Genomic DNA, 25,201 nt, shown 5'->3' with positions numbered 1-25,201 from the left:
TAGTTTTATTGATACGGATTTCTAACCATTTTAGGATTATTATTAATCCAGTCCTGATTGATGAAATTATAATAATTCTTCATTTGGAAGAATCGCGGATTCGGTGAATTTGTAAACGGTTGTTTATCAAAAACCCATTTGCCATGATTAACATTTCCCGGAGCTACAACTTTATAGGGAAACAAAGCATACTGTATAGCATCCGGATTTTGCGTAGATCCATTCCATATTTTATCGGCCAATCTCCATCGTTTTAAATCCCAGTACCGATGATCTTCAAATGCAAATTCGACTCTTCTTTCCTGCACGATATCTGCTAGAGACATCGTATTTAATGCCTTTAACCCTGCTCTAGATCTGATCTGATTAAGATAGCCTAGTGCTTTACCCATATTGTTTAATTCAAAAGCCGCTTCACTGGCGATCATGACGGCCTCAGCAAATCTAAACCGCGTGAACCACATTTCACTATTACGGCCTCTTGTTGAAGCTCCGGGATTTTCATCTAAAAATTTCCGGAAAAAGAAGCCTGATTTATTGACATATTGCAAGTTTGAGGTAATTGGCCCATTTGCCGCAGTAATCAGACCATTAGCATCACTTGTTCCAGGCTGGCCGATTTTAGTTACGTAAGACCCGCCCTGCAATATCTTCTGACCAGCTTGCAAAGTAACCACCTCGCCCTTAAAAACCGATCCAGGCAAAATAATAGAACCACTTAGTCTTGGATCTTTATCCTGGAAAATAGCTAAAGGATTATCATAGAAGATATAATTACCGTTCGCATCTTTATTTTTTAAAACCCCATTTCGATCATTGATATATTCAAAATCTTCAACTAAATTTAAAATCGGGCCTGCATATGCACGGTCAATATCTTCCGCCAGCGATGGTGCAATATTATTCTTGGTAAATTCTACCGTTTGTCCCGGATATTTATAATCTCTGGCCCATATCACTTCCACATTGTTCTCTTTGAGATTAATCGCTTCGTAAAAATTCCGGCTTAGATCATCCGGTTTCTTCAGGCTGAGCTGATATTTACCGCCATTGATCACCTGCTCTGCCGCATCAAGTGCTAATTCGTAAAACTTCTGAGCCTCAGACGCCGCGATACCAACTTCACCATTTGTTGTTTTAATCGGATTGGGCATCTTATTGTTATAATTCGCCAATGATCCGGCATATACAGCAGCCCTTGCTTTTAACATTAATGCTCCCCATTTATTTATTCGACCCGCATTTATCGTCGGACTGTCACCCAAGTTGGCATGGATCTCATCGATTTCCTTAATGATATAGCTATAGATCTCCGACTCTGTTGATCGCGCATATTGCAGTGCTGTAATGTCATCTCCAGGGGTATATTCAAAAACCTCATCCCCCACGATCGGCATACCGCCCATCCCGCGGGCCATATTAAAATAAACCCAGGCTCTTAAAAAGCGTGCTTCCGCTTCATAACTCAATTTCTTAGTCATACTGAGCGCATTTGTACTCCGCAATCCAGCTAAAAACTGATTGATACTCCGGATGAGCGTATAGTCATACACCCGCCATAAATCATCGCCATAGTTTTGGATATTATCAGGACCGCCATCAGATTTACCCGCTTCATCCAAAATCGTATAGCTGTACGAATCTGCTGTATTTTGTCCCCAGTGAACACGTCCATAAAAATTAGCCAGAACAGAATTGATCATGATTTCATCACTAAAAACCTGTTCATCACTGATGATCTTATCCGGGTCCTGGTCAAGTATATTATTGCAGCCGGTAGATAGTAAACCGATCAGCGCGATCCATATAATTTTATTACTGAATAACTTTTTCATATTTATCATTTTAAATTAACAGCCTTAATTAAAAAGTCAGGTTTAAACCAAAATTATAGATCCGCGTTGTCGGATAGACCAGACCACTTGTTGCGTTGATCTCCGGATCCACACCTTTTACATTAGATAAGGTCAAAAGATTCTGTCCCGAAAAATAGACCCTTGCTCTTTTGATACTCGCTTTTTTCAGGAAACTCTCCGGAAGGGAATATCCAAACTCAAGATTTCTAAGTTTGATGTATTTTACATTATGCTTCCAAAAATCACTGTTCCAATAATTACTGTGCGATGTATTGCCGATCAGTAACATGGGGTATTTCCCAGGTATCAGTTCACTGTTTGCATCATATATATCGGAAAGTCTCCAGGTGTCTTCCATGTAGTATTGTGCATTATTACCCCCATCATGAAATGGATTTCTTTGCTCATTGTCCTGGTACCAAGAATTCAGACCACCGCCAGTTAAGTCAAAGGCTAAATCAAAGTTTTTATAGCCGAATGAAAAATTAAAACCAAAATTCAAAATCGGTGTCGCGTCTTCACGGTATCCAATAGGACGCTCATCCAGTCCATTGATAACGCCGTCACCGTTTTGATCTACATATTTGATATCTCCTGGTCTTAAAGTTTTATTCCCCTGTCTATCATTATCAACTGTCCAGTTTGCGATCTCTTCCCAACTTTGGAACTGACCTGCTGATTCCAGTCCCCAGTTGATGTAACCGAAACGCTCATTGATTGAATTTCTGTACACATTCCAGGAGTTACTAAATCTCGGTTTATACTGGTTCCAATCGTAAAATCTAGAGTAAGTTGCATTCGCCGCGACACTGTAACTCAATTCACCGATACGGTCTGACCACTTGATCATCCCTTCAACACCTTTATGCATATCTGAATTTAAGTTTTCGTTGGGTAAACTAAAACCTACTTCCGATGGTAGTAAAATATCATATCTCGAAGCTGGTAATCCAGTTCTCATGCGTCTGAAATAATCAAAACTTCCTGTCAGTTTAGAATTGACAATCGCAAAATCTAGCCCGATATCCAATATTTTCGCTCTGATCCAAGAAAGTGTCCTTACCGGTAAACCCCTAGGCTGTGAACCGATGATATATTTACCATCGATAACAGATCCACCGGATTTATAATTGTAACCGGACAGGTAATCAAATGCACTATAACCAGATACGGCATCATCCCCCAGCAAACCATAAGATGCACGCAGTTTAAAATCATTGATTTTACTCAAAATGGAATTATCTTTCCAAAAACTCTCAGCAGAGGCTCTCCAACCTAATGAGGCCGAAGGAAAAAATCCCCAACGCTGTCCTGGAGGAAACTTCCAGGAACCATCGTATCGACCCGAAACTTCAATCAGATACTTACTGTCATAATCGTAATTAATACGGGCCAGATAACCTAATCGACCTTCTGTCCTATTTCCATCATCGTTATAGGTGTCCATGGTTTCATAATCGATCAAGTTCAACGAGTTGGCTGTCGGAATGGAATGTACCCATGTCGTTGGCGTATGACGGACAATCGTTTCAAAACCTCCTACTACATTGATATTATGTTTATCAATTAATTTGGTATAAGCCAGCTGGAAATTAGACGTAAGTTCTTCAACATGACCCATTCTTCTTTCGCGCCATGGATTGTTATTTTCAAAAATCACCGGATAAGTATCATTGGCTTCATCGTATCCATACAATTTGTAGGTATATTCATGGTTATCCAGCTTTTGATTTGCATAATAGTACCCCACCAAAGCCTTTGCTTTCAATCCGTCTATGATATCATATTCTGCATTGAAATTTAGTTGGGCAACACGCCAGGTATCCGTATATTTTCCAGATAGATCATAATTTAACCAGGCGAAATTCGTACCTGGATCGGTAGAAGTTAAGGTCGGATAATTGGGATTGTCATTGGCAAATGGTCTGGCAGTTGGCAAATTACGATAGGTAGCAAAAATTGGCAACCAATAATCGTCACCACCGGGAACTCCAGGATTCGTACGGTTTTCGTAACGTGCATTAAGGGAAGCGCCCACTTTAAGTTTTTTGGAAATCTGCGCATCCACATTCATCTGTACATTGGTCCGTTTAAAACCGCCATAATTAACAATCATGGATTCTTGGTTCATATGACCTGCACTGAAGTAATAATTAATATTATCGGAGCCTCCAGAAGCATTGACCGAATAATACTGTTGTGGTGAAGTCTTCCAGATATAATCATACCAGTCAAATGGAACATAGCCTTTTTCTGTACCCGCTTTCCATTTTTCGAGATCTGTGCGCGAATATTTATAATCTTTGATTCCCTGCACAGTTTCCGATTGGATATAGTTCTCGATGTAAGTGACTGCATCTGCAGCTTTAGGAAAGGTAGATAAATTCTGAAATCCGTAATTAGCGATTAGATTGACTGTATTAGCGGAATTTCTTTTTCCTCTTTTTGTTGTGACCACAATAACCCCATTGGCCGCTCGTACACCATAAATAGAGGCCGATGCATCTTTTAGTACAGAAACGCTTTCGATATCATTAAAGTCAAGGTTATTGAACTGACCAGCATCTTTTTGAACACCGTCAATGACATATAATGGATCGCCCATATTACGGATCTGTAAAGCTGTACCAGCGCCAGGACGGCCATCCGACTGCCGTGAGTTTAATCCCGGGATCTTACCGACCAAAGCTCCTGAAGTTGTTGAAGCAGTGGATCGTTTGATATCATTGGATCCTAATGTTGAAATCGCAGATGTCAATGATTCCTTTTTTTGCGTTAGTCCAAAACCCGTTACGACAACTTCGTCAATGTATTCAGGTGCACTGGATACTAAAGTGATATCCAGGTTCTGGGAAGAAGCATTGAGCTGGACCTCTTTCGTTTCATATCCTTTATGACTGATCACTAATGTTGCATTAGTCGGATTCATGTTTAATGAAAACACCCCCGTATTGTTGGTCGATGTTCCAGCGGTAGTTCCCTTGACTAAAACTGTCGCGCCTTGCAAGGGAGTGCCATCCGAACTTTTGACCGAGCCTTTTACGTCTTTATTTTGTGCATATGCTAGGTTTATGGAACATATACTCGAGAGTATAATAAAATAAGGCGCATAGTCTGTTTTTAGATTAAAGACCTTCAAAAGGAATTTAATCTTAAAGAAAAACTTAATCATAATTTTAAATTTATTTTGGTTATAAAGTTTAAGTGTTTTTGCAAATAGGTGAATGCAAAAACACTTTAAATAGTCTTTCAATTATAAGATGCATATTTAATTAAATGATATCTATTGGTTTGTACCCTCCTTTCTTGTTAAAATAAATAATTAATAATATAAAAAAGACAAATAAACCGCTCGGCAGTAAGGAAACAGTGGATAGCGCCGCTTTCTTGGCTTTATTTTCCATCTGCTCCACAACTTGCTGACTGGCTTCGTCTAACGTTGACAAGTGTGAATAATCAATCGTTTTATAGTCCCCGAATATGCTCGATCTCGTGCCTGTCACCAGTTTTTCATGGTAATGTGTCTGCTGAATATGGTCATACTCAGCTAGTTTTTTATCAATATTACTATCCTGTATAAAACCCAGAAAAACAGCGCCGATAATTCCTACCCCGAGCTGCCCTACTGCGCTCGTAATATTTAAAGCTAAGGCGCCACCTTTAGGAAATTGTTCGGAAACAACTCCCAGCATCGTACCCCATAGGTAGGTTTTTCCAAAAGCATATAGAACAGCTGCCAGTAAAATATAAATCCCGGAAGAAACGGATAATAACTGCAGACCGACAGCAGAGACGAGCGCACTTATGGATAAGAGCGCCAGGGGTGACAGAAATTTAACAACTGTACCGCTGTACATCCGTAAAACAGTCATGATCACCGCTGTAAATACAAGCACCCAACCTCCTTGAAAACCCATTTTTTTCATTTCTGGCGTCATTAGATCGGTAATCCAGCTATCGGTACCAAGCTCCATGGTAGCCAAAGGAACCATCGCCAGTAGCAACAGCACAAAGAGGCTCTTCCCCCACGACCGCACGAAATAACCAAATATGGATACAATGGCGATACTGAGCACAATATTGAATTTATAATCCCAGCTAAATAAACTGCCCAGCTGAAAAACACATAATACAACGATAATCAGCGCTCCTAAAACACCAACTTCTTTTAACATGTCCAAATAGCCAACTCCGGCTTTGACCCGTTCGTTTACTGGAAACTTTTGGTTGATGATCAATGCGCCGTACGCGACTGCAGGAATCAAAATAAAACCTATGACGATTCGCCAATTGATATCCAGTGCTAAAAGGCCAATGCCTAACAGACCCGATATCGCAATGCCCATAGGCCAACCGGCATGTAAAATATTCAGCCACTTGGTTTTTTCTTTCGGATACAGCGATGCGACAACGGGGTTGATCACAGCTTCGGCAGCACCATTTCCTAATGCGAAGAAAAAGGTTCCTGCATACAACATCCAGTAACCAGTAGCAAAAATAGTCAGCACGATCGAAATCAAATGGCAGATAAAAGCAAAGATCATGGACTTTTTGTAGCCGATCCGGTCAATAATTAAGCTAAAGGCAACGATACTCAGTGCAAATGGCCAGAAACTAACACCAAAGATTTCGCCCTGCTGTGTTTTACTCAAATCAAACATAACTGCCCATGTGGGCATAAGAAAGGATCTGAAAACAAAACCAAAGGCAGATGCCACCAGTACAATAAAGCAACCCCAAAAAAGGGTACTTTTAGCATGATTGTCTGGCTGGATTATATCTTGTGTAGCGGTCATAATTGTAATGGATTATTTTTGAAAATTTCTGTGTAAAAGTTCGCTCCATCCCGGGCTAAAATATCTGAACTTTCTGCTAATGGACGCCAGATACTTGCCGCACGGGCCAGTTCTTTGGAAGGCGATCCGAAGGTTTCTAAAATGACACTTCCCTGATACCCGATTTCATTTAATGCATCGCGTATTCCGGACCAGTCTACCTGTCCCGTTCCCGGTGTTCCGCGATCATTTTCATTACCCTGAACATGAGCAAGTTTATCCCCTAAAAGATGGATTGATTTTAAAATGCTTTTCTCTTCAATATTAGCATGAAATGTATCGAGCAAGATCTTTAAGTGAGGATCATCAATCTGATTGATCAATTCCAGAGCCTGCTCGACTGTATTGATCATATCTGTCTCAAAGCGGTTTAGTGGCTCTAATGCCAATACAATACCTTGTTCTTTTGCATACTGCGTTGCTTCAAGCAGATTTTCTAAACAGAAATTCCGTTCTAATTCCTTCTGTTCTTTTGAAACTAATCGTGTTTTTCCAACAGCAGCATAAAGCGGTCCTCCAAAAATTGGACTTTCTAATTCATTAGCGATTTGTATACAATCTTTAATGTAAGAAAGACCAATTTTACGGTATGCGCTATGTTCACTTGAAATGTCTCTTTCTGTACCAAATGCACCGCTCACAGATAAATCTAAACCAATACGCTGCGCCACTTTCTTCAGTTGCTTCACATCAATTGATGCTACATCTTCGACAGCAATCTCCATGACATCATAGCCATAATCCTTTGCTTTATAAAGAATATCAATATGATCTGCTGTGTAAGGTGATACCCATACAAAAGAGCTTATTCCTATTTTCATAGCTTTACATTTAATCAAATGAAGGGATTGCGATTCTGACTCCACCCTGCATCGCCGATTCATGGGCACAGATACCAGCACAGGTATAATTTGCCGCTAAGGCCGCATCAACGGCAGAATCTCTTCCCTCCACAATAGCTGCAACAAACTCTTGAACTAAATGTGGATGAGAACCCCCATGACCTGCTCCCTGTAAAAATGAAACATGATTTGGATCATCTATTCTTTCCCTTTTAGTAAAGTCTGCAATCTCCGGAATCAATAAATCGTCTGTATCCGGCGCCTCCATGCGTACGGCATTTTCACCACCGTCGAATATAACATGTTGCTCATCCTGTAACTGCTCCCATTCAAAAGACATTTTATCACCATACACATCGTAACTTTCGCGGTACTGTCTCACAACATCAAATAATGATCTTGTCGCCTCGGCGACCACATTAGAATCTTTCAGCTTAAAGGTGGCTGTTTCCACTGCAAACGGTGAATTATACCGGGCAGCAAGATCAGCACTTAGTTGACCTGAACCGTGGCAAACCACAGATTCCGCTATGGTATTATTGATACGTAATAATGGCGAAATGGCATGTGTCCCATTCAGCATCGGTGGATAACCTTTCCAGTATTCAGCCCAGCCCTCCATACTCATATCCTGAATATGTGAACCGCGAACAAACTGTATTTTTCCTAATTTCCCCGTATCAGCAAGTTTCAGTCCGTACAGAAACTCACGGGTATATAAGGCTGTCTCCATCATCATATAAACTTTATTGACTCTTTTCTTCGCTTCAACGATAGCCTGACAGTCCGCCACGGTCATGGCCATCGGTATGGTACATGCGGTATGTTTATGCGCATTTAATGATGCCAATGTCATTTTTGCGTGCTCCGGCACAGGTGTCACCACATGGATGGCGTCGACATCACCTCTTTTAATGACCTCGTTAAAATCTGTAAATAGTAAATCATCGTCTAGATTGAACTTTTCTTTTAATTCTCGCAGTGTTTCAGGATTTCTGGTACAAACACCGACAGATTTAATATGGGGATGCTTTTGATAAATGGGAATAAATTCTTTTCCAAAACCCATTCCTACGATAACGACAGTGATTTTTTTCATTTTGATTATTTTATGTTGATTTAAATATTTAATGCCCAATGGATTGCATTGATTAAAATTTTGCGATAGTCTTTATTCAGATGACTGTGCTCATCATGCCCCAATGTAATTCCTACTATTCTTGATTTATCATGATTGACCGTGAATACAGCCGGGTATACTTTAGCCGTTTCTAAAGACTGACCGATGACCAGTACATCAATCCCTTTACCGGCAGCATCCGGTTGGTGGCGATACAGTTCGTCTTTGAATGTAAATTCTGGAGAAATGCCTTGACTGATCGGATGCGCCGTATTCACCACCAGGTTTTTGAATTCTTGGAAGTTTTCATGGCTATTACTTCCTCCACCTACATATTCCAAATTGTACTGAGGCCAGTCTTGCCAATTGTACCAAACTGCAGCATGCAGAAGCACTAGCGGTTTACCCTGTGCAATAAACTTTTCAATCGCCAGTTGTGAAGCTTTTGGGATCGGTTGATTATTGGTCAACACCAAAAGATCTGTCGTTTTTAAATAAAAGCGTATTGAATCCGTATTGTCTGTATAGGTCGCATGTACACCTTCAATGGTATTGATCAGCTGTGTATCCTCGATTTTGTACCAGCGATTAAAATCATGCGATCCACCACCACCGACAACCAGTATATTCTTCTTTTTTTGCGCATGAGGCAATGAATGTACACTTGCTTTGGCACATAAAGTTCCTATACTACTTACTACTATAGTAAGTAATAGCATTACCATTCTATTTTTCATATGTTTCGTTTATATTATTCCACAACTTTCATTATTCCGTTCATTCCTCTCCAATGTCCCGGGAATGTACAGATAAACGGATATTCACCTTTTTCTTTAGGGGCTTGAAATTTAAGCGTATAGCTTTGCCCCGGATTTACCAATTTGGTATGAAACAGCACTTCACTGACTTCAGGAACATAGTCTTTTTCAGCTGCCGAAGACGCTTGCAACATGGCATCTGCCGCTTTACCGACGATCTCTGTTGTACCAGGTTTGATGATCACTAAATTATGGGGCATTGCATCCGGATTTTCCATGATCAAAGTAATCTGCCTTCCTGCTTTCACCGTAATGGACCGTTTATCATACTGCATAATATCTTTTACCGCTTTGATCACAATGACTTCAGCAGGTGCCTCGTTTTGATTCACTTCCACAGGACTTGCGCGCTGCATATGGTGATGCGCATGCTCCCCATTCAATTGAAGCTTTACTTTGATCTCACTGATATTTCCGATAAATTCAGATCCATGCTCGTACTTGGTCAGCGCAACAGATTCATCCAGATCTTCTCCCGACCGCAGATATGCACGCAGTGGTTTATTGAACGGCTTGACCTCTTTGATGTTACCGACCAATTTGTTGTTGATATAAAGACTAGATCCTTGGTTTGCTGTTATGCTCGCATTAACTTTAAATCCATTTCCGATTCCGTCTGTAGCTGCTATACGCTGTATTTCACCATTATTATATACGTCCCAATATATTTTATTACCCTGCATGTATAAAGCAAAGCCATTTTTTGCATCACCTTGCCCAATAATTAATCCTTTGAAAGCATCCTGATCACGGCGTAATACTGCTGTTTCAATCGTGATATTCTTATCAGCCACATTTGGTGAAAACTGAACACGGTTTTTTCTACCAAGTGTATAAATTTCTTCACCTAGCGCTTGGTTTACAGCTTGTTGATAAGTATTTGTTGAAGACTGATCAGCAACCATCGACATATGACTATGGTTGGTCTGAATCGCCGCAAATAAAGCTGGAGATAACCACCTGTCCTTTGCATTGACAGGATCATTGATTGCCGCCTTTAATACAGGAGCAACTGCGGCAAAAGGAGCGGAATCTGCAATTTTAACAAAAGCGGCAAGCCTAGTATTGAGATTCTCATCTTTAAAAATATTAGACTGTGCTATTTGATCAAAAGATTTAGCATTTAAATCCAGTACCTGAACAGCAGCTTTTCGCACACCGGCAGATGGATGCGATAATGCGGCTAATAATGCATCATTCACTTCTTTCTTTGTTAGAAGACCCAAACCTTTTAAAGTCCAGATAGCATGTATAGCAGGTGCATTCAATCCAATTTCATCTACCGATTTATTGTTGATTATTTTAATCAAATCTTGTTCAACATCCGCATTTTTCCGCTCTACTAAAAGCCGCTGTGCATGGGTTCTCCAAAATTTGTTTTTACTATTTAAAGCTTCGATAAGTCCTTTGGGATTATCTTTTGAAAGTTTGAAACTTTCATTATGCTTGCCATTTTTATATAAAACGCGATATACACGGCCATGCTTTTTGTCTCTCAGATTACTTTCAAATGCATTTCCGGGCCCTCCAACCTGATCCTTAAAAGGAAGGACTTTCTCTGATGGCGCTTGCGCCGGGACAAAAACATTATGCTGAATGATAAAATTGTACCAATCCAAAACCCACACAGCACCATCTGGTCCTACCTCAGCATGCACAGGTCCAAACCACTCATCAGAACTTGCCAGTAAATTCCAGCCGTCTCTTTCTTTAAAACCTGCACCATCTTTTTCAATAATTGCGTTATGTAATAATCTTACCGTAGGTTCAGCTACAAAGGCCACACTGTTCCAATAAGACTGTGGAAAATCCCGTGCGGTATACATCTGATGGCCTGCCGCTGATGTAAATCCGCCGACAACATCCACCTGTCTTAAGTTTGGTGTTAAAGCATGAACCTCATAATGCCCGTCAATTTTTTGGATTGAATTGATTGGATTAGCGCCAGGAATATTGTCAACACGTCGCTGTAGATACTTCTCCGGCATCGAATAGAAAGCAGAATGGGTGTTATTTGCCGTGGATACAAAGACATTATTATCTTCCGAAATACCAAGACCCCAAGTATTATTGCTGGTTGTAGCTAAATACTCCAGATCCGAACCATCTGGATTAAGTCGGTATAAACCTTGAGAGAAAATATGCTTTTCACCGTTAACAATACCATTGTAACCTGCATATCCGTTAACACCCCAGATTTTGTTGTCAAATCCGTATTGCAGATTTGATGGACCGGCATGCGTATCTCCTTTGCTCCAACCGGTCATAATGATTTCTTCATGATCGGCCACATCATCACCATCGGTATCTTTTAAGAAAACAAAATTGGGAGCCATGGCCACTATAACACCATCATTGGCAAAAGTTAAACTTGTTGCAATATTTAAGCCCTTAGCAAATTCCGTAAATTTATCAGCAACACCATCGCCGTCGGTATCTTCACAGATGACGATGCGATCATTTCCTTTACCTTTCACCTCCTCAAAACTATTTGGATAATCAACAGCTTCAATGACCCATAATCTGCCTTTTTCATCCCAGCTCATCGCAATCGGATTGGTAATATTGGGCTCCGCGGCAAAAAGTTTTAATTCAAAATCCACAGGTTTCTGTATCAGTTTCATCGACTGTTCTGGACTAAGCGGATCCTGCACTTTAGGAACATCATAACGTGCTGTAAAATCGGATATGGAATCGGGATATATGCTTACATTCGGAATAGCCAATTTATTCACCATACTTTGAACCTGCTCTCCAAGTGACCACCAGACCGCACTGCTGACCGTTCTTAGAAACTGATGATTTTTCCAGGTATCATCATGCTTACCTAACGCGTGATATAAAAAACGACCGCCGTTTTCCTCACTATACCAGATGTAGTTTTGTTTTGAACCATCTATCGCAGCGCTACCGATAACAGTTTGATCTGTTTTTTTCTTGAATATGTATTTTTCATTGTTAACCTGAATGGTGTTAATGGATGAATCCAGTACATGTTTGGCGTTTTCTATTGTAACAATTGCTTGCCCATCACCCGCGTCGGTAAAACCACCTTGTACCAAGTTGGTATACCATTCGGAATTCTGAAATGAATTAGCAGACGAGTTCAAGGCCACAACCCCTTTTCCTTCTTTCAGGAATTTCTTTAATGCCTGCTCCTTTTCTTCACTGAGCTCTTTTTCATTCACCAATAAGACAACCCCATCAAACTTATTTAAATAATCAAATGCTAAACTTGCTAAGGTGTCGGTATAGGTTAGATTGATGCCCGATTTAAAAAGTTCGACCGATAACCAGGTCGCTTGATTAGAAGATTGCTTATTTCCAGCACCAATAAATAGTACCTCTGCCCTTCTCGGTTCATCAGCTCTACAAGAGGTCAAAAACACTAAAAATAAAAGTAAAACTCTTAAAATATTATTCATGATTTAGTTGAAATTTGGATTTATCTATAATTGTTATAAGCAAATATAGAGATATGAAGTAGCTTGGAACTTAGCTTTTTTATCAAGTTTCAGACATATTGTATCATTTTTAACTATATTTACCCCAATAAACTGAAATCATAATGCTAGATAAGAGAGTTATTTCAAAATCGCTTATTCCAGAGAATAAAACTTTTTCGATAAAACAAATCAATGAACCTCATTTTGATCCAACCTTTCATGCACATCCGGAATTTCAACTTTCGTACGTAATAAAAGGGGAAGGAAACAGAATTGTAGGCAATAGTTTGCAACCGTTTCATGCAAACGATATGGTATTTATTGGTCCCAATCTACCCCATGTCTGGAAAAATCATTTGTCTTATTTTAAAAAGGACAGTCAGCTCGATACGTCGGTTATAGTGATCTACTTTCATAACAATTTCTTTGCTGAAGAAATCTACGGTAAGGAAGAATTTTTCAGGCTCAAAAAGTTCTTTCTCACCAGCAATCTCGGGGTCGAAATAACGGGGGAAACTAGAGATATTATTGGAGGGATGATGTTTGAATTATTACATAAGGATGGGTTGGAAAGCGTAATTCTCCTATTGAAAATATTGGACACTTTAGTGCTGTCCACAGACTGTCGTTACATCAATGAGTTTGATGAAGCCATAAATTATAAACAGGCCGAAACCGAGCGGATACACAAGGTCTATGACTACGTGATTAAAAACTTTGATCAGCAGATCCGTCTGGAGAAAGTTGCAGAAATTGCAAATATGACCAGTACCTCTTTTAGCAGATACTTTAAGACACGCCTCAACAAATCATTTTCGGACTTTTTGAAGGAAATAAGAGTAAACTACGCCTGCAAACTATTAAAAGACGATAGTATTTCCATAGAAACAGTCAGCTACGAATGCGGCTATCCTTCAGTAACCAACTTCAATAAGCAGTTTAAGAGTGTCATAGGCCTGCAGCCACGGCAGTATCGGGATAATTTTCTAAACCTCATTTAAGCCCTTTTTATATAAACAGGTTTTTATGCACTAAAATCCTGCCTATATAAAAACATCGTACGTTATCTTAATTGGTGCAGTCTGCTAGCAGGTTATACCTGCGACTGTACGATCCCAATCCGATCAAATAGTTCCGTTCTTCGACATCCACAGCACAAGTATTAGCTTAAAACGCTATATCACGCCATACACAACGTAGTACCTTGTTCTGAGAATGACTACGAGATGTTCAGATGCCAGATAGCACCATTTTTTGTTGTGCTTTTTTGCAACAGTTTATTTGCGATAAGTTCGTTCAACAGTTCCTCACTTGCTGATCTTGGCGTATCTGTCAGCACAGCATATTCCTTAGCAGTCAGCGAATTGTATGTAGAAAAAATACTTTTCCAGTCCTGACGATAAGTTCCTTTTATAGCTGTCGGATTTAATTTTAAAATTGCGGCTTCATAAAAAGCATAAGGTTTCGCGCCATACACCATCTCGCGATTTCCATGCATATCCTCAAAATAAAGTGTTGGAAAACCTCTTACACCGTATGTTCTCGCCAATTTAAGGTCTTCTTCAAATTGAACAGGCGCTGATTTTTGATAGTCTGACAATAATTGAACTTCATCTAACCCGACCATTTTTGCCGCCGCAGCTATGTATTCCCATTTAGTGATGTTTTTCTTCTGTAAAAAAACCATTTCTCGCAATGTTCTTAAAAACAGAATAGCTTGATCATTATCCTGCAATTGTGCTGCTTTAAAAGCAATAGAAGGCGGATAAGAAGAGTCTAAAGGATCTTCGAACCAGATATCACCATCAATCGGCATATCATAATAAATACTCACCTCGTCCCAATGCCCGGCGACATCACTAGGTTTGCTAATTCCCCCACTGTTATAGTTCCAGTCGGGCAGTAAACCGCCCATATGATAGTGCATGGATAAGCAATCACCATATTCAAGTTTTAGTTTACGCAATTGTGGTTCAATTCCCCAACAGGAAGAACATATGGGATCTGTGAAATAAATGACTTTAAGGGGTTTATCTGTTTGTTCAAGAGGGTGTACTGCTGCTGATTCATACGCTAAAACTGGCATTTCACAGCTACCTATTTCAGGATCGCACAAAAGTGGATTATGGTTAGACTCGTTCTTCATGTTCGGTTTATTTGGTTTATGTAGTCAAATTTCATGCAATATCGAAACAGCATAAGATACCGCTAAGCCCTGAAAAGGTCCGACCTATTGACCGCGCAGTATAGCTACTTCGCAGTAAAAAAAACACGCTTTAATTTTTTAAAGCGTGTTTTTATAAAATTATTTTTTTGCAGCGATATTCAGCTCCATATCTACTTCTTGAGAGATCATCCAGTCTTTAGGATCACCTTCAGTACCGTACGCTAATCCCCAGTCTTGTCTGTTGATTGTGAATTTAGATTGTACATTAATTTCATTATCCGTTACGCTAACTTTTGCTGGAAAAGTAACATTCACAGTCTTATCTTTGATTGTTAAGTTACCGCTGATAATGTTTGTTGCATCCGCAATGACACTTTTGTCTTTAGCAGCATCAAAAGCTGTAACTGCTGTAATTTCGAATTTAGCTGTTGGATATTTTTCCACTTCAAAGAAATCACCCGTTTTTAAGTGACCATCTAAATCAGCTGCAGTTTTACCACCTGATTTTGCAGGATCAACCGCACTCTTGTCTGTTGTCACTGAATTCATATCGATAACAAATGATCCACCTGTGATCGCTCCTGCTTCTACAGATACAGTACCTTCACTTTTCAATGTACCAAATCTTGGATCAAATCCACCTTTGTGATATGCTTTCCATTTGATTGAACTTACTGCTGTATCAACTGCAAAAGTTGCACCTTTTTGTTCGGCAACTTGTTGCTCTGTTCCTGTTTGAGCTTTATCACCATTTGAACCACCACATGAAGCTAAGATGACAGAAGCGAATACTGCTAAGATTGCTATTTTTTTCATTTTTAAATTATTAATTATATAAATCTTGTGCAAAAATAACATAGGATTAGTATACAAATGCTATTGGTTTCCTTTTTGAAACTACTTTCCTATAGGAAACCAATAATCGTTTCCGTAATTTTACATCGTAATTTTGTATTGTAATAAAAGATCATGAAGAAAAATCCAACCATAAACAATAGATCAGGATGTAAAGCCCGGATTATTGCGATCACAGATACTATGGAAATCTTATCCGGAAAATGGAAATTTCATATTTTGGGAACGTTGATGGAAGGCGGAAAGATGCGATTCATGGACCTGTTGCGTGAAGTAGATGGTATTGCTGCCAAGATGCTCTCGAAGGAATTACAGGACATGGAAATGAATCACCTTATCAGCCGTACGGTTATGAATACAAAACCCATTACCGTTGAATATGAAGTGACCGAATACGGCCGCACCTTAGAACCTATTATCGACGAAATTGCAAAATGGGGTGAAGCGTATAGAAACGCAATGTTTAAAAAACAAAATGAAAATGTCCCTGTTGAGGAAAATTAAAAAATCTTTGTAATTGGCAATAGCGGTACTTTTTGCTTCCAGGTGCCCGATACATCAAATAAATGCCCAGAAGATTGATTTTTAATCGTAAACGTATATTGGCATTCCCGTGTAAGGTATCTGATCTCTCCCTTGACCTGAATATTTGAATACGGCTGTACTAATAACGTTTGTTTGCTTCCAGAATTTATATAAGGTTCAAAAAATTTCCCTTCTTTATAAGGTACTTGTTTCGACCAGTATGTTGCCCCGTCTTTTAAGATTTCACCCATGAATATAAGTGAATCCTGAGCATTTATCCATTTAAAAGCGTCTTCATCAGTACTACTGAACTCGGACATGTAGTTAACGTCTTTAAAGATGGCAAGCGTTTCCATATTTTTTGCCGCGGAGGTATTGTTAGAAAGCGTTATGGTATAACAGCCTTCATCACTTGTAAACTCTTTCCGGCTTCCAGGTACTTCTATGATTTCTTTCTTCACAATCTCATAACCAGCACCTCTGCTCTGTGTAAAAGAAAGTTCATCTTCCGTTCCATTAGCCGCTATTCCGATTACAAACTTCCTGGGTTCTGCGTTGAAATTCTCTTTTAATGTTAGATTAAGCAGATTACTACTTGCTATTTTCTCCAATTTCAACCAGCCACCTGCCACCTCAACAGTACCTGCAGCATTTAAGACAACTGGATTATCATTTACATCTTGAAGTATTTCTCCTGAAAGCGCATCTTTAACATAGGCTACAGACCACTCTTTAGCGTTGATTTCAATACCATTGTCCACAAAACCTGTATTGACCTGAATACTCTTATAGTCTGGACTAAATAATGCTGTTTTTTGCCCCATATCTTCTTTATCACAGGCGCTCATCGAAAAAATAAGGACAGCGGCCAAGCAGGTAGTCAAGAATTTAGAATAGTTTAGCATCATCGGAGTTACAAAATAATAGGTAAATACACATTATAAAAATACTGTTAGCAATTTAGCATTATTTTAAGCAATAATCGACTGTTAATGAAAACTTTTTGTTATAAAATTGTAATGAATAGCGCACAATAAAGCGATAAATCGTACATGCGTCAGGTATAAATAACCGAGCTGAAATCTAAATACGTAAATGATGCTAAAAAAATACGCTTCTTCGTATCATGACAAGAAAATGGCATATGCTTTGAAAATAATCCCATAGTTATATCTAGTAAGCACTAAAAAATTATCAATCATGAAAAAGCAAGATGGAAACTTGAAAAAATTAGGATTAAAAAAAGGATATTACTTATTACTTATGGCAATTTTGGATATGCCTATAGAAGAAAAAATAAAAAAGGCTAGAAAATAGACAATTAAGTACCCTTTATATAGAAGAGTTCTCCCTTTTGGAGAACTTTTCATTTTATATTTTAAAAAAATTCATTTCAGAATTTTTCAAAGTTGTTAATGTCCGAATCCGAAATACATACTAAAGGCAATTATGATCAGCACTAGCGTCGTGATGAAGACATATAGTTTATCACCCTCGATGATAAAGCTGACCAATGAAAGTAATAATCGGATCAATGGGGTACAAAAAAGAATGATGATCGCTAAAAATATAATCGAACGTCCTTGCATGTTGATGACTCCACTGAAAACATCCGATACGACTTCAATAATACTTCGATCATTTTCTGTAAATCGGGCATAATCAGCCTGTTCATTCGCATGGTTATAAAGAAAGATCAATCCGCCGATGGTACTGATCGCCAATACTGTTCTTACGCCGTATTTTAAGACATCTCCAATAATTCTTTGTATCGTTTTATCTGTAATCTGCATTAGAATTTTCCTTTAATACCGTTATAAATCATGTTAAAAGCCAAGAAGAAAATAATAAAAGCAAAAAATACTCTTAATTTCTTTGGATCTGTCGCCATCAATATCTTGGAACCGATCATCGAGCCTATTAGGACACCAATCATGACCGGAAGACAGATATCAGGGACAACATACCCTTTCTGAAGATAAATCACGCAACTTGCTAGAGCAGTCACGCCCATCATAAAATTACTCGTGGTGGTCGACACCTTAAAGGGTATGCGCATAATGGTATCCATGGCGATTACTTTAAAAGCCCCCGATCCTATTCCAAGCATACCCGAAAGTACTCCGGCAAGTCCCATCATACTAAATCCACCGATGACATTTTTTGTGCCATAAGACACCTCTGTGCCCTTTACTACAGGATAGGTGGAAGGCAGCTTGAGGCTGATCGCCAGCTTACTGGACTGCTCTACGATATGTTCTTCTTTTTTCCGGAGCGAGTTTGCCGCAGAAAAGATTAAAGCTAGACCAAATAATACGGCAATAAGCGAACTGGGAGCCGATGTTGCGATAAGTGCACCGACAACAGCACCTGCAGTAGTCGCAATCTCTAAAAACATACCGAGCCGCATATTTGCGATCCCTTCCTTAACATATGCGGCGGCAGATCCCGAAGATGTCGCAATTACCGAAACTAAAGCAGCTCCTATCGCATAATGGATATCTACTCCAAGCAGAATAGTCAACAAAGGTATTACTACAATTCCACCACCAAGTCCGGAAAGCGAACCAATGATACCTGCACATATGGCTCCAAGGAGCATAATGAGTGTAAACGTTAAAACAGTCATATTTGCAAAATTTAAATGCAGGAAAGCCACCTGGACTTTCTTGCCTAAAGAGCCAAAGGTAGAGAATATATTATTCTTGAACGAAATCTGTTCGCTATTCTAATCGTTCTTTAATATGAAGAAATCCAGCCCTAATCTGAAATTGCGAGTTATACCTAACACGCTCATCCTATTTTTATAGATCAAACCGTCATCAAAAAACACCGCTGCTTTTTGAAATAAATTTAAAGTATTACATTCGTTTAATTAAAACCGCAAAAATTGTAAACGCAAATGAGCAATTTAAGTTTCGAACCGATCGTATCAAGTGATTTCGCACAGCTTGTTAACTTACAACCTGAGGGCTGGCATGATATAATACCCAAATTTGAATATTATGTCAATCAAAAATACTGTATCCCCATCAAACTACTTGAAAATCAAGAAATCGTAGCTATAGGATCGGTTATCGTTCATCAAGATGTTGCTTGGCTGGGACATATTATTGTTCATCCCGATTCTCGAAAACAAGGTTATGGAAAGCTGATGACACAACAGCTCATCGCAACGGCAAAAGCGGAGAATTGTACGAGTATTCAATTGATCGCAACAGATCTGGGAGCAACAGTATACGAAAGTATCGGTTTCATCGCAGATACCGAATATCTCTTTTTTAAGGATGTCACTATTCCTGTACGCCAAGTCGCTAATCCGCATATCAGCAGCTACAATGCGATCTATAAAGATCAAATGCTGGCATTGGATAGTTTGGTATCTGGAGAAAATAGAGCCTGGGAGCTCGAAGATCATTTAGCGTCTTCTTACCTCTATGTCATCGATGGTTCCCTTGCAGGATATTACTTACCGACCTTCGGCGAAGGTTTAATCATAGCTATTCATCCAACTGCAGGTAAGGAACTTACGGAATTTCACTTACAAACAAAGACAACTGTGGTCGTACCGAAAGAGAATATAGCCGCACAAGCCTTTTTACAGGAGCATCAGTATCAACCTTATGCCAGCGCTAAACGCATGTATATCGGTCGAGAGATAGCGGTCAAATTTGAACATATATATAACCGTATTGCTGGAAATATCGGTTAATCAAGCTTGCTGAAGAGCTATTTGTGCCTTTTGATCGGGATATCAACATATCAAGACACAAATAGACTCTTATTTTACTACTTGCGGAGCATAGGAAGATACTTATGCCAGTTTTCGATGATAACCCAAAGAACAATTGCAGCCAGAACAAGCGCAATTGGTAAACCTGATGGCGCGGTAGTGATGTTCGATAACAAAATACCGGTCAGAATTGGCGTTAGAATAACTGCTCCCAGCGCTCGCGTTGTACTAAAGATCAATAATAAACCGCCTATGATCTCTCCGAACGCCACCAGTGGCATTAACCAGCCGATTTCCATAAATGCCTTTCCTGCGTTGATCATTTTCTCAGGCATATCCTTGGGCATAGGCATGTAATGAAAAAATTTATCCAAACCGGCATTGATAAACATTAAGCCTGTCAATAAGCATAATACGAAAAGAATTTTGTTTTTCATGGTGATTGAATTTAAGTTATAATTTCAGATTATAAAAACAGCATGATCCCATTATTGTTCTATCGGATGTTCATTTTTTTTGATGACAGGATTAAAAAAATTAGACTTTAGCGTTAATCTTTTTAGGGAACTTATTATCTATCTATGTCGTATTAAATTGAATATAAAAGGAATTACCACTACAACATAAACAATCTGTTTACAACAGCTAGCAGGATTATACTTTTACTACTCTAAAATGCTCTCATATTAAAGTAAGCCCTTATATTTGATAAGCTTATTTTTCATAAATGGATAAGCACAACTTAATAGATAATATGATCGCACATTCTTTTTTTTATCTCGCACTTGTACTTTTTTTTATGCACGAAATGGATGCCGTACGTTGTAAGGAGTGGCGTATTTTCCCCGGGTTAGCACTGCTAAAGGAAAGTTGGGGATATGCTGTATTTATGCTGGCTCATATCCCACTTTTTTTATTCATTGTATGGGGACTTACGCAACCCTCAGAAAATTTCATCATAGGATTTGATATTTTTACGATCTTACATCTTGCATTGCACCTCCTCTATCTCAGACATCAAAAAAATGAGTTTAAAGATTGGATATCTTGGACAATAATTACTGGAATAGCAGTTTTTGGTACGCTCGATTTGCTACTTTAGAAAGGGTACTCATTCATCAAGAATAAGTAAAAGTAAAACACATAAACTACTTTAAATTAGCGCCATAAATATTTAATATAATTTCAAATGAATGTTCAAAAAGCATGTCAGCGCTTATCCATACTGTTCTTAACGGGTACCAAATAAAGAATCGCTATAGAATTGGATTCTATAGCGATTTGAGGGGTTCTTTTCTATAATGGTTTTGGTAATATCGTTTTTTTATAGATTCTGTGCCTGCGCACTATAAATCATTATAAAGCAAACATAAACAATTTTTCTTATCATAAGGAAATTTAAAATAAAATTTTACATTAATTATCGCATCTTTAAGAAAATACACCCACACACGCCATATTGAATCGGATTATTTAAATTTTAACGGGTTCATATCAGATGCATCGGCAAACTTTTCGGACCTGTTGTAGTGGAATCGATCTTTTAAATAAAACAACCCCTCAAATTATCTCTGAAGGGTTGCCTTGTGTAACAGATACACCGTATTTTAAAGTTTATTTTTACTCGATAACCAAACAATGCCTAAAGCTATAGCACTCCAGATCAGCATTTGCGAGAGTGCAAAATCCCACCCTCCTAACGACCAGCTTAGTAGTCCGAAGAAGGTACCTGTTCCGGCACCTATGAAATAAGTGGTCATATACACCGTATTCAGGCGGCTATGCGCTTGTTCATCCAACGAATAGATCCGGGTAAAATTTGTAATCTGAGTGGCCTGAACACCGATGTCCAAGAAAAATATAGCAATGATCAAAACCCAGATCGAATGTGGGAAAAACCACATCACCAAAATGCTCAAAAATAACATCCCTACGGTAAGATATAAGTTTTTAAACACTTGGCCTTTATCCGCAATTTTCCCAAAATAAGGTGCAACTAGCGCACCTCCTATAGCGATAAGACCAAATAGGCCAATGGTAGATGCAGGATAATGAAATGGCTCTTCACTCAGATGAAAGGTTAACGTAGTCCAAAAAGAGCAAAACACCCCAAAAGTGAAAGATCCCAGTAAAGAAGCCTGTCGAAGTATTTTGTACTGCCCTATCAGTGAAATCGTTGATTTCAGTAAGCCAAAGTAACTCCCCTTAAATTTAGCAGGCATCTCGGGTAAAAGGAAGAAAAGTAATAAACTGCTTATGGATACCAAAATTGCTGAACAGAGAAATACACTTTGCCAACCCCATAGATCAGTCAAAGCGCCGCTCAATAAACGTGAACCCAAAATTCCACATAGTATACCACTAAATACAATACCGACATTTTTACCCCGGTTTTCTTTACCCAAAGCTGCCGACATAGGAAGAATTATCTGTGCAGGTGTAGAACAAACACCGATAATAAAACTAAGGACAAGTAATAACGTAAAATTAGTAGTATTCGCAAGTATAAGAAGCATCACGATAAGAGTGAGACAAATGCTTAAAATCAGTTTTTTACGATTTAATTTATCACCTAAGGGTAGTAAGAAGAACATCCCTAATCCGTAACCCAGCTGAGCAAGCACCGCAATTTTACCCACGGCATTTTCAGATTTCCCTAAGCTTTCAGCAATATTCCTTAAAATAGGCTGACTATAATAGACATTAGCAACAATAGTTCCTGCTGAAAAAGACATGATAGGAATAATCCATTTATTCTGTTTGTTTATTGACATTTCAAATTATATAACAGCAGGCAAACTTAAGGAGCTTAATTGGAAAAAACATAAACATTTGGAAATATTTTTGACACATTGAGTTAAAAAAGAGATTCGGCGGCAACATAAAAAACAAACCCTAGAAAGTACTATTTATTATACATTTATTACCTTAAGTGACGCTTAGATTTGTGATATATTCGCATTATTTTTTAAAAACAGGTATTTGTGAATGAAAGAAAAACTATTGATCCATCAGGAGGTTAATCTGCCTAATGCATTCGATATAAAAGATTTTAAATTATTTTATAGAGACATAGATCTATTCAGACTATCCAAGAAACAGGGTACGCCTTTACGATTCACCTATCTTCCTTCCATTCTGGAGAAGATCGATGAAATGAAGTCAAATTTTAATAAGGCTATTAGAAAAACATCTTACCAGGGAACTTATACGTACTATTACTGTACAAAGAGTTCACATTTCCAGCATATCATCAAAAAAGCCTTGCAAGCGGATATTGGTATTGAGATTTCCTCCGCTTACGATATTGATTTAATACAGTCGCTTATTGAAGATGGACATGTGAAAAAGGGAACTAAAATTATATGCAATGGTTATAAGACTTCCGATTATCAACGGGGCATTATGTCGCTGATCAAACAGAACCACTGTGCAGTTACCCCGATGGTCGATAGTCCTAGCGAGTTAATCTATTATTGCAACAACATAAACAGCAATACAAGCCTGAATGTCGGTATTCGAGTCAATCTTAGTTTTTTAAGCGCTTATCCCAAAGAATCCAGATTTGGGATATCTCCGGAAGATATTATCACCTGCTACCAGCGCGATATTAAACATAACCAGCAGATTACCTTGACCACTTTGCATTTTTTTAATGAAAATGGACTGTCTTCTGATGATCAATATTGGGACGTTCTCGAAGCGATCGTTCGCTTCTATTGCCAATTAAAAAGATTAAATCCTCATTTAACTACACTCGACATCGGCGGAGGTATGCCTTTTCAGAGTACTGCAAATGACAATTTTGACATTCCATATTTAGTGAGACGTATCGTTTCAACGATTTTAGGCATCTGTCAGCAAGAGTGTGTGCCAGAACCCGATATCGTGACCGAATTTGGTAAATACACCGTCGCTGAAGCAACCACAACTATTTTCAAAATACAGGAGAAAAAACAGGGTGAAAAGATAAATTGGGGGATTATTGACGGTTCATTTATTACCCATCTCCCGGATACATGGGCCATACAGCAAGAATATCCGGTATTTGCCGTGAATAATCTCCAGGAAGAAAATAGACCTTTTATCCTAGGGGGCTTAACATGCGATAGTGCAGATGTCTATCCTAATGTCAAGGAACATAAAACCGTTATGCTGCCTCACTCAGATCAGGAACAGTTTGTCGCATTTATGCATACAGGCGCATATCAGGAAGCATTAAGTGGATTCGGAGGTGTCAATCATTGCTTGATTCCATCTCCAAAACATATTATTATTGATCAGGGCGACAACGATGAACTTGAATTTACAACATTTTCAGAAAAACAGACGAGCGATCAGCTCCTGCAAATTTTAGGATATCGCTAATTGACAATTACAATTTTTCATTTTAACTAGGGTATTGAAAGAAGAATCGATCAATACCCTTATATAAATAGTAGTAAAGCGTGTTTAAGACAGCGCTTAGCTCGTACTATTTTAATAAATTCGTTAATTCATATTCAATCTCATCATCGTGATCGGCAGTTTTTATAAAGTTTAAACGTTCTAATAGTTTTATCGCTTGCAAATTTCCCTTCGTTGTCACTGCCCATATACGACCTAATCTGAGGCTTTTTTGACCAAATGTAATTGCCAGCCGCATCGCATGAGACATGTATCCTTTTCCACGGAACGGAGATAACAAGACACAACCCAGTTCCCCCTCCCCACTTTCCAACCCCCGGTAGTAACCGCACGTGCCAACCACTTGTCCACTAAGCCGGTCAATTATACACCAGTGAAATGAATTTCCATTCAGGATATCTTGATCAATCTTTGTTTGCATAGCAAATGCCATCGCGATGTCCGAAGCCTGGATGCCGTCATAAAAAGATATTGCAGCAAGAGCTGGAATATCCGTTGCTTCAACTTTTCTCAATAGGATCCTTTCATCCGAAAGCTCCGCGTAATTATCGTTTCCAATTTGTGGACTTGTAGTTGTCATAAAAAACATTTTATTGT

General features: G+C 38.8%; 20 protein-coding genes. 5 read left to right on the top strand and 15 right to left on the bottom strand.

Annotated elements, in window-relative coordinates:
- Positions 1-5: 5 nt before the first annotated feature.
- The 7 genes from HCX49_RS06430 to HCX49_RS06400 form a co-directional block, all read right to left on the bottom strand.
- Positions 6-1,835: a RagB/SusD family nutrient uptake outer membrane protein gene (locus HCX49_RS06430; RefSeq protein ID WP_168126546.1), complete on the bottom strand. Its 1,830-nt coding sequence runs from the start codon at positions 1,833-1,835 to the stop codon at positions 6-8.
- 28 nt (positions 1,836-1,863) lie between these two features.
- A complete protein-coding gene (locus tag HCX49_RS06425) occupies positions 1,864-5,028 on the bottom strand; it encodes a SusC/RagA family TonB-linked outer membrane protein (protein ID WP_168126545.1) in 3,165 nt (1,054 codons plus the stop codon).
- Positions 5,029-5,128: 100 nt separating this feature from the next.
- Positions 5,129-6,652: an MFS transporter gene (locus HCX49_RS06420; RefSeq protein WP_168126544.1), complete on the bottom strand. Its 1,524-nt coding sequence runs from the start codon at positions 6,650-6,652 to the stop codon at positions 5,129-5,131.
- Positions 6,649-7,512 (bottom strand): sugar phosphate isomerase/epimerase family protein, encoded by an 864-nt coding sequence (locus HCX49_RS06415; RefSeq protein ID WP_021190339.1) that lies wholly within the window; start codon positions 7,510-7,512, stop codon positions 6,649-6,651. The genes HCX49_RS06420 and HCX49_RS06415 overlap by 4 nt, the downstream gene beginning before the upstream one ends.
- A gap of 10 nt (positions 7,513-7,522) precedes the next feature.
- Positions 7,523-8,632, bottom strand: coding sequence for a Gfo/Idh/MocA family protein (locus HCX49_RS06410; protein ID WP_206368270.1), 1,110 nt, complete (start codon positions 8,630-8,632; stop codon positions 7,523-7,525).
- 20 nt (positions 8,633-8,652) lie between these two features.
- Entirely contained in the window at positions 8,653-9,390 is a 738-nt protein-coding gene (locus tag HCX49_RS06405; protein ID WP_168126543.1) for a ThuA domain-containing protein, read from the bottom strand.
- A gap of 14 nt (positions 9,391-9,404) precedes the next feature.
- Complete coding sequence (locus tag HCX49_RS06400; RefSeq protein ID WP_168126542.1) at positions 9,405-12,896, bottom strand: PVC-type heme-binding CxxCH protein; 3,492 nt, start codon at positions 12,894-12,896, stop codon at positions 9,405-9,407.
- Positions 12,897-13,039: 143 nt separating this feature from the next.
- Between HCX49_RS06400 and HCX49_RS06395 the strand changes: the two genes are divergently transcribed.
- Positions 13,040-13,918: an AraC family transcriptional regulator gene (locus HCX49_RS06395; RefSeq protein WP_132768095.1), complete on the top strand. Its 879-nt coding sequence runs from the start codon at positions 13,040-13,042 to the stop codon at positions 13,916-13,918.
- Positions 13,919-14,136: 218 nt separating this feature from the next.
- On the opposite strand, the gene HCX49_RS06390 is transcribed toward HCX49_RS06395, so the two are convergent.
- Together HCX49_RS06390 and HCX49_RS06385 are read right to left on the bottom strand one after the other, a co-directional pair.
- Entirely contained in the window at positions 14,137-15,063 is a 927-nt protein-coding gene (locus HCX49_RS06390; protein ID WP_132768093.1) for a DsbA family protein, read from the bottom strand.
- Positions 15,064-15,222: 159 nt separating this feature from the next.
- Positions 15,223-15,900 (bottom strand): YceI family protein, encoded by a 678-nt coding sequence (locus HCX49_RS06385; protein ID WP_021190332.1) that lies wholly within the window; start codon positions 15,898-15,900, stop codon positions 15,223-15,225.
- A gap of 153 nt (positions 15,901-16,053) precedes the next feature.
- Here HCX49_RS06385 and HCX49_RS06380 point away from each other — a divergent pair, with 153 nt between their 5' ends.
- A complete protein-coding gene (locus HCX49_RS06380) occupies positions 16,054-16,443 on the top strand; it encodes a winged helix-turn-helix transcriptional regulator (RefSeq protein ID WP_168126541.1) in 390 nt (129 codons plus the stop codon).
- Here the strand turns inward: HCX49_RS06380 and HCX49_RS06375 are convergent.
- The 3 genes from HCX49_RS06375 to HCX49_RS06365 all read right to left on the bottom strand — a co-directional run bounded on the left by HCX49_RS06375 (position 16,440) and on the right by HCX49_RS06365 (position 19,093).
- Positions 16,440-17,372, bottom strand: coding sequence for a hypothetical protein (locus tag HCX49_RS06375; RefSeq protein WP_168126540.1), 933 nt, complete (start codon positions 17,370-17,372; stop codon positions 16,440-16,442). The genes HCX49_RS06380 and HCX49_RS06375 overlap by 4 nt on opposite strands.
- A gap of 504 nt (positions 17,373-17,876) precedes the next feature.
- Positions 17,877-18,257: a DUF1634 domain-containing protein gene (locus tag HCX49_RS06370; RefSeq protein WP_021190329.1), complete on the bottom strand. Its 381-nt coding sequence runs from the start codon at positions 18,255-18,257 to the stop codon at positions 17,877-17,879.
- Positions 18,257-19,093, bottom strand: a complete 837-nt coding sequence (locus tag HCX49_RS06365) for a sulfite exporter TauE/SafE family protein (RefSeq protein ID WP_031288480.1) — start codon at positions 19,091-19,093, stop codon at positions 18,257-18,259. The genes HCX49_RS06370 and HCX49_RS06365 overlap by 1 nt, the downstream gene beginning before the upstream one ends.
- Positions 19,094-19,366: 273 nt before the next feature.
- Between HCX49_RS06365 and HCX49_RS06360 the strand changes: the two genes are divergently transcribed.
- Entirely contained in the window at positions 19,367-20,176 is an 810-nt protein-coding gene (locus HCX49_RS06360) for a GNAT family N-acetyltransferase (RefSeq protein WP_168126539.1), read from the top strand.
- 77 nt (positions 20,177-20,253) lie between these two features.
- On the opposite strand, the gene HCX49_RS06355 is transcribed toward HCX49_RS06360, so the two are convergent.
- Positions 20,254-20,634, bottom strand: coding sequence for a DoxX family membrane protein (locus HCX49_RS06355; protein ID WP_021190325.1), 381 nt, complete (start codon positions 20,632-20,634; stop codon positions 20,254-20,256).
- Between the two features lie 290 nt (positions 20,635-20,924).
- Here HCX49_RS06355 and HCX49_RS06350 point away from each other — a divergent pair, with 290 nt between their 5' ends.
- Positions 20,925-21,299 (top strand): DUF6713 family protein, encoded by a 375-nt coding sequence (locus HCX49_RS06350; RefSeq protein WP_168126538.1) that lies wholly within the window; start codon positions 20,925-20,927, stop codon positions 21,297-21,299.
- A gap of 505 nt (positions 21,300-21,804) precedes the next feature.
- Here HCX49_RS06350 and HCX49_RS06345 read toward each other — a convergent pair.
- Positions 21,805-22,971 (bottom strand): MFS transporter, encoded by a 1,167-nt coding sequence (locus HCX49_RS06345; protein ID WP_168126537.1) that lies wholly within the window; start codon positions 22,969-22,971, stop codon positions 21,805-21,807.
- Between the two features lie 214 nt (positions 22,972-23,185).
- On the opposite strand from HCX49_RS06345, the gene HCX49_RS06340 reads away from it, so the two are divergent.
- Complete coding sequence (locus HCX49_RS06340; protein WP_168126536.1) at positions 23,186-24,565, top strand: arginine decarboxylase; 1,380 nt, start codon at positions 23,186-23,188, stop codon at positions 24,563-24,565.
- A 106-nt stretch (positions 24,566-24,671) separates the two neighbouring features.
- Here HCX49_RS06340 and HCX49_RS06335 read toward each other — a convergent pair whose 3' ends face one another.
- A complete protein-coding gene (locus HCX49_RS06335) occupies positions 24,672-25,184 on the bottom strand; it encodes a GNAT family N-acetyltransferase (RefSeq protein WP_132768082.1) in 513 nt (170 codons plus the stop codon).
- Positions 25,185-25,201 lie beyond the last annotated feature (17 nt).

It is taken from the genome of Sphingobacterium sp. B16(2022) (assembly GCF_012030425.1).
GTDB classification, from domain to species: Bacteria; Bacteroidota; Bacteroidia; order Sphingobacteriales; family Sphingobacteriaceae; genus Sphingobacterium; species Sphingobacterium anhuiense.
This window is presented reverse-complemented; position numbering and strand designations above follow the sequence as displayed.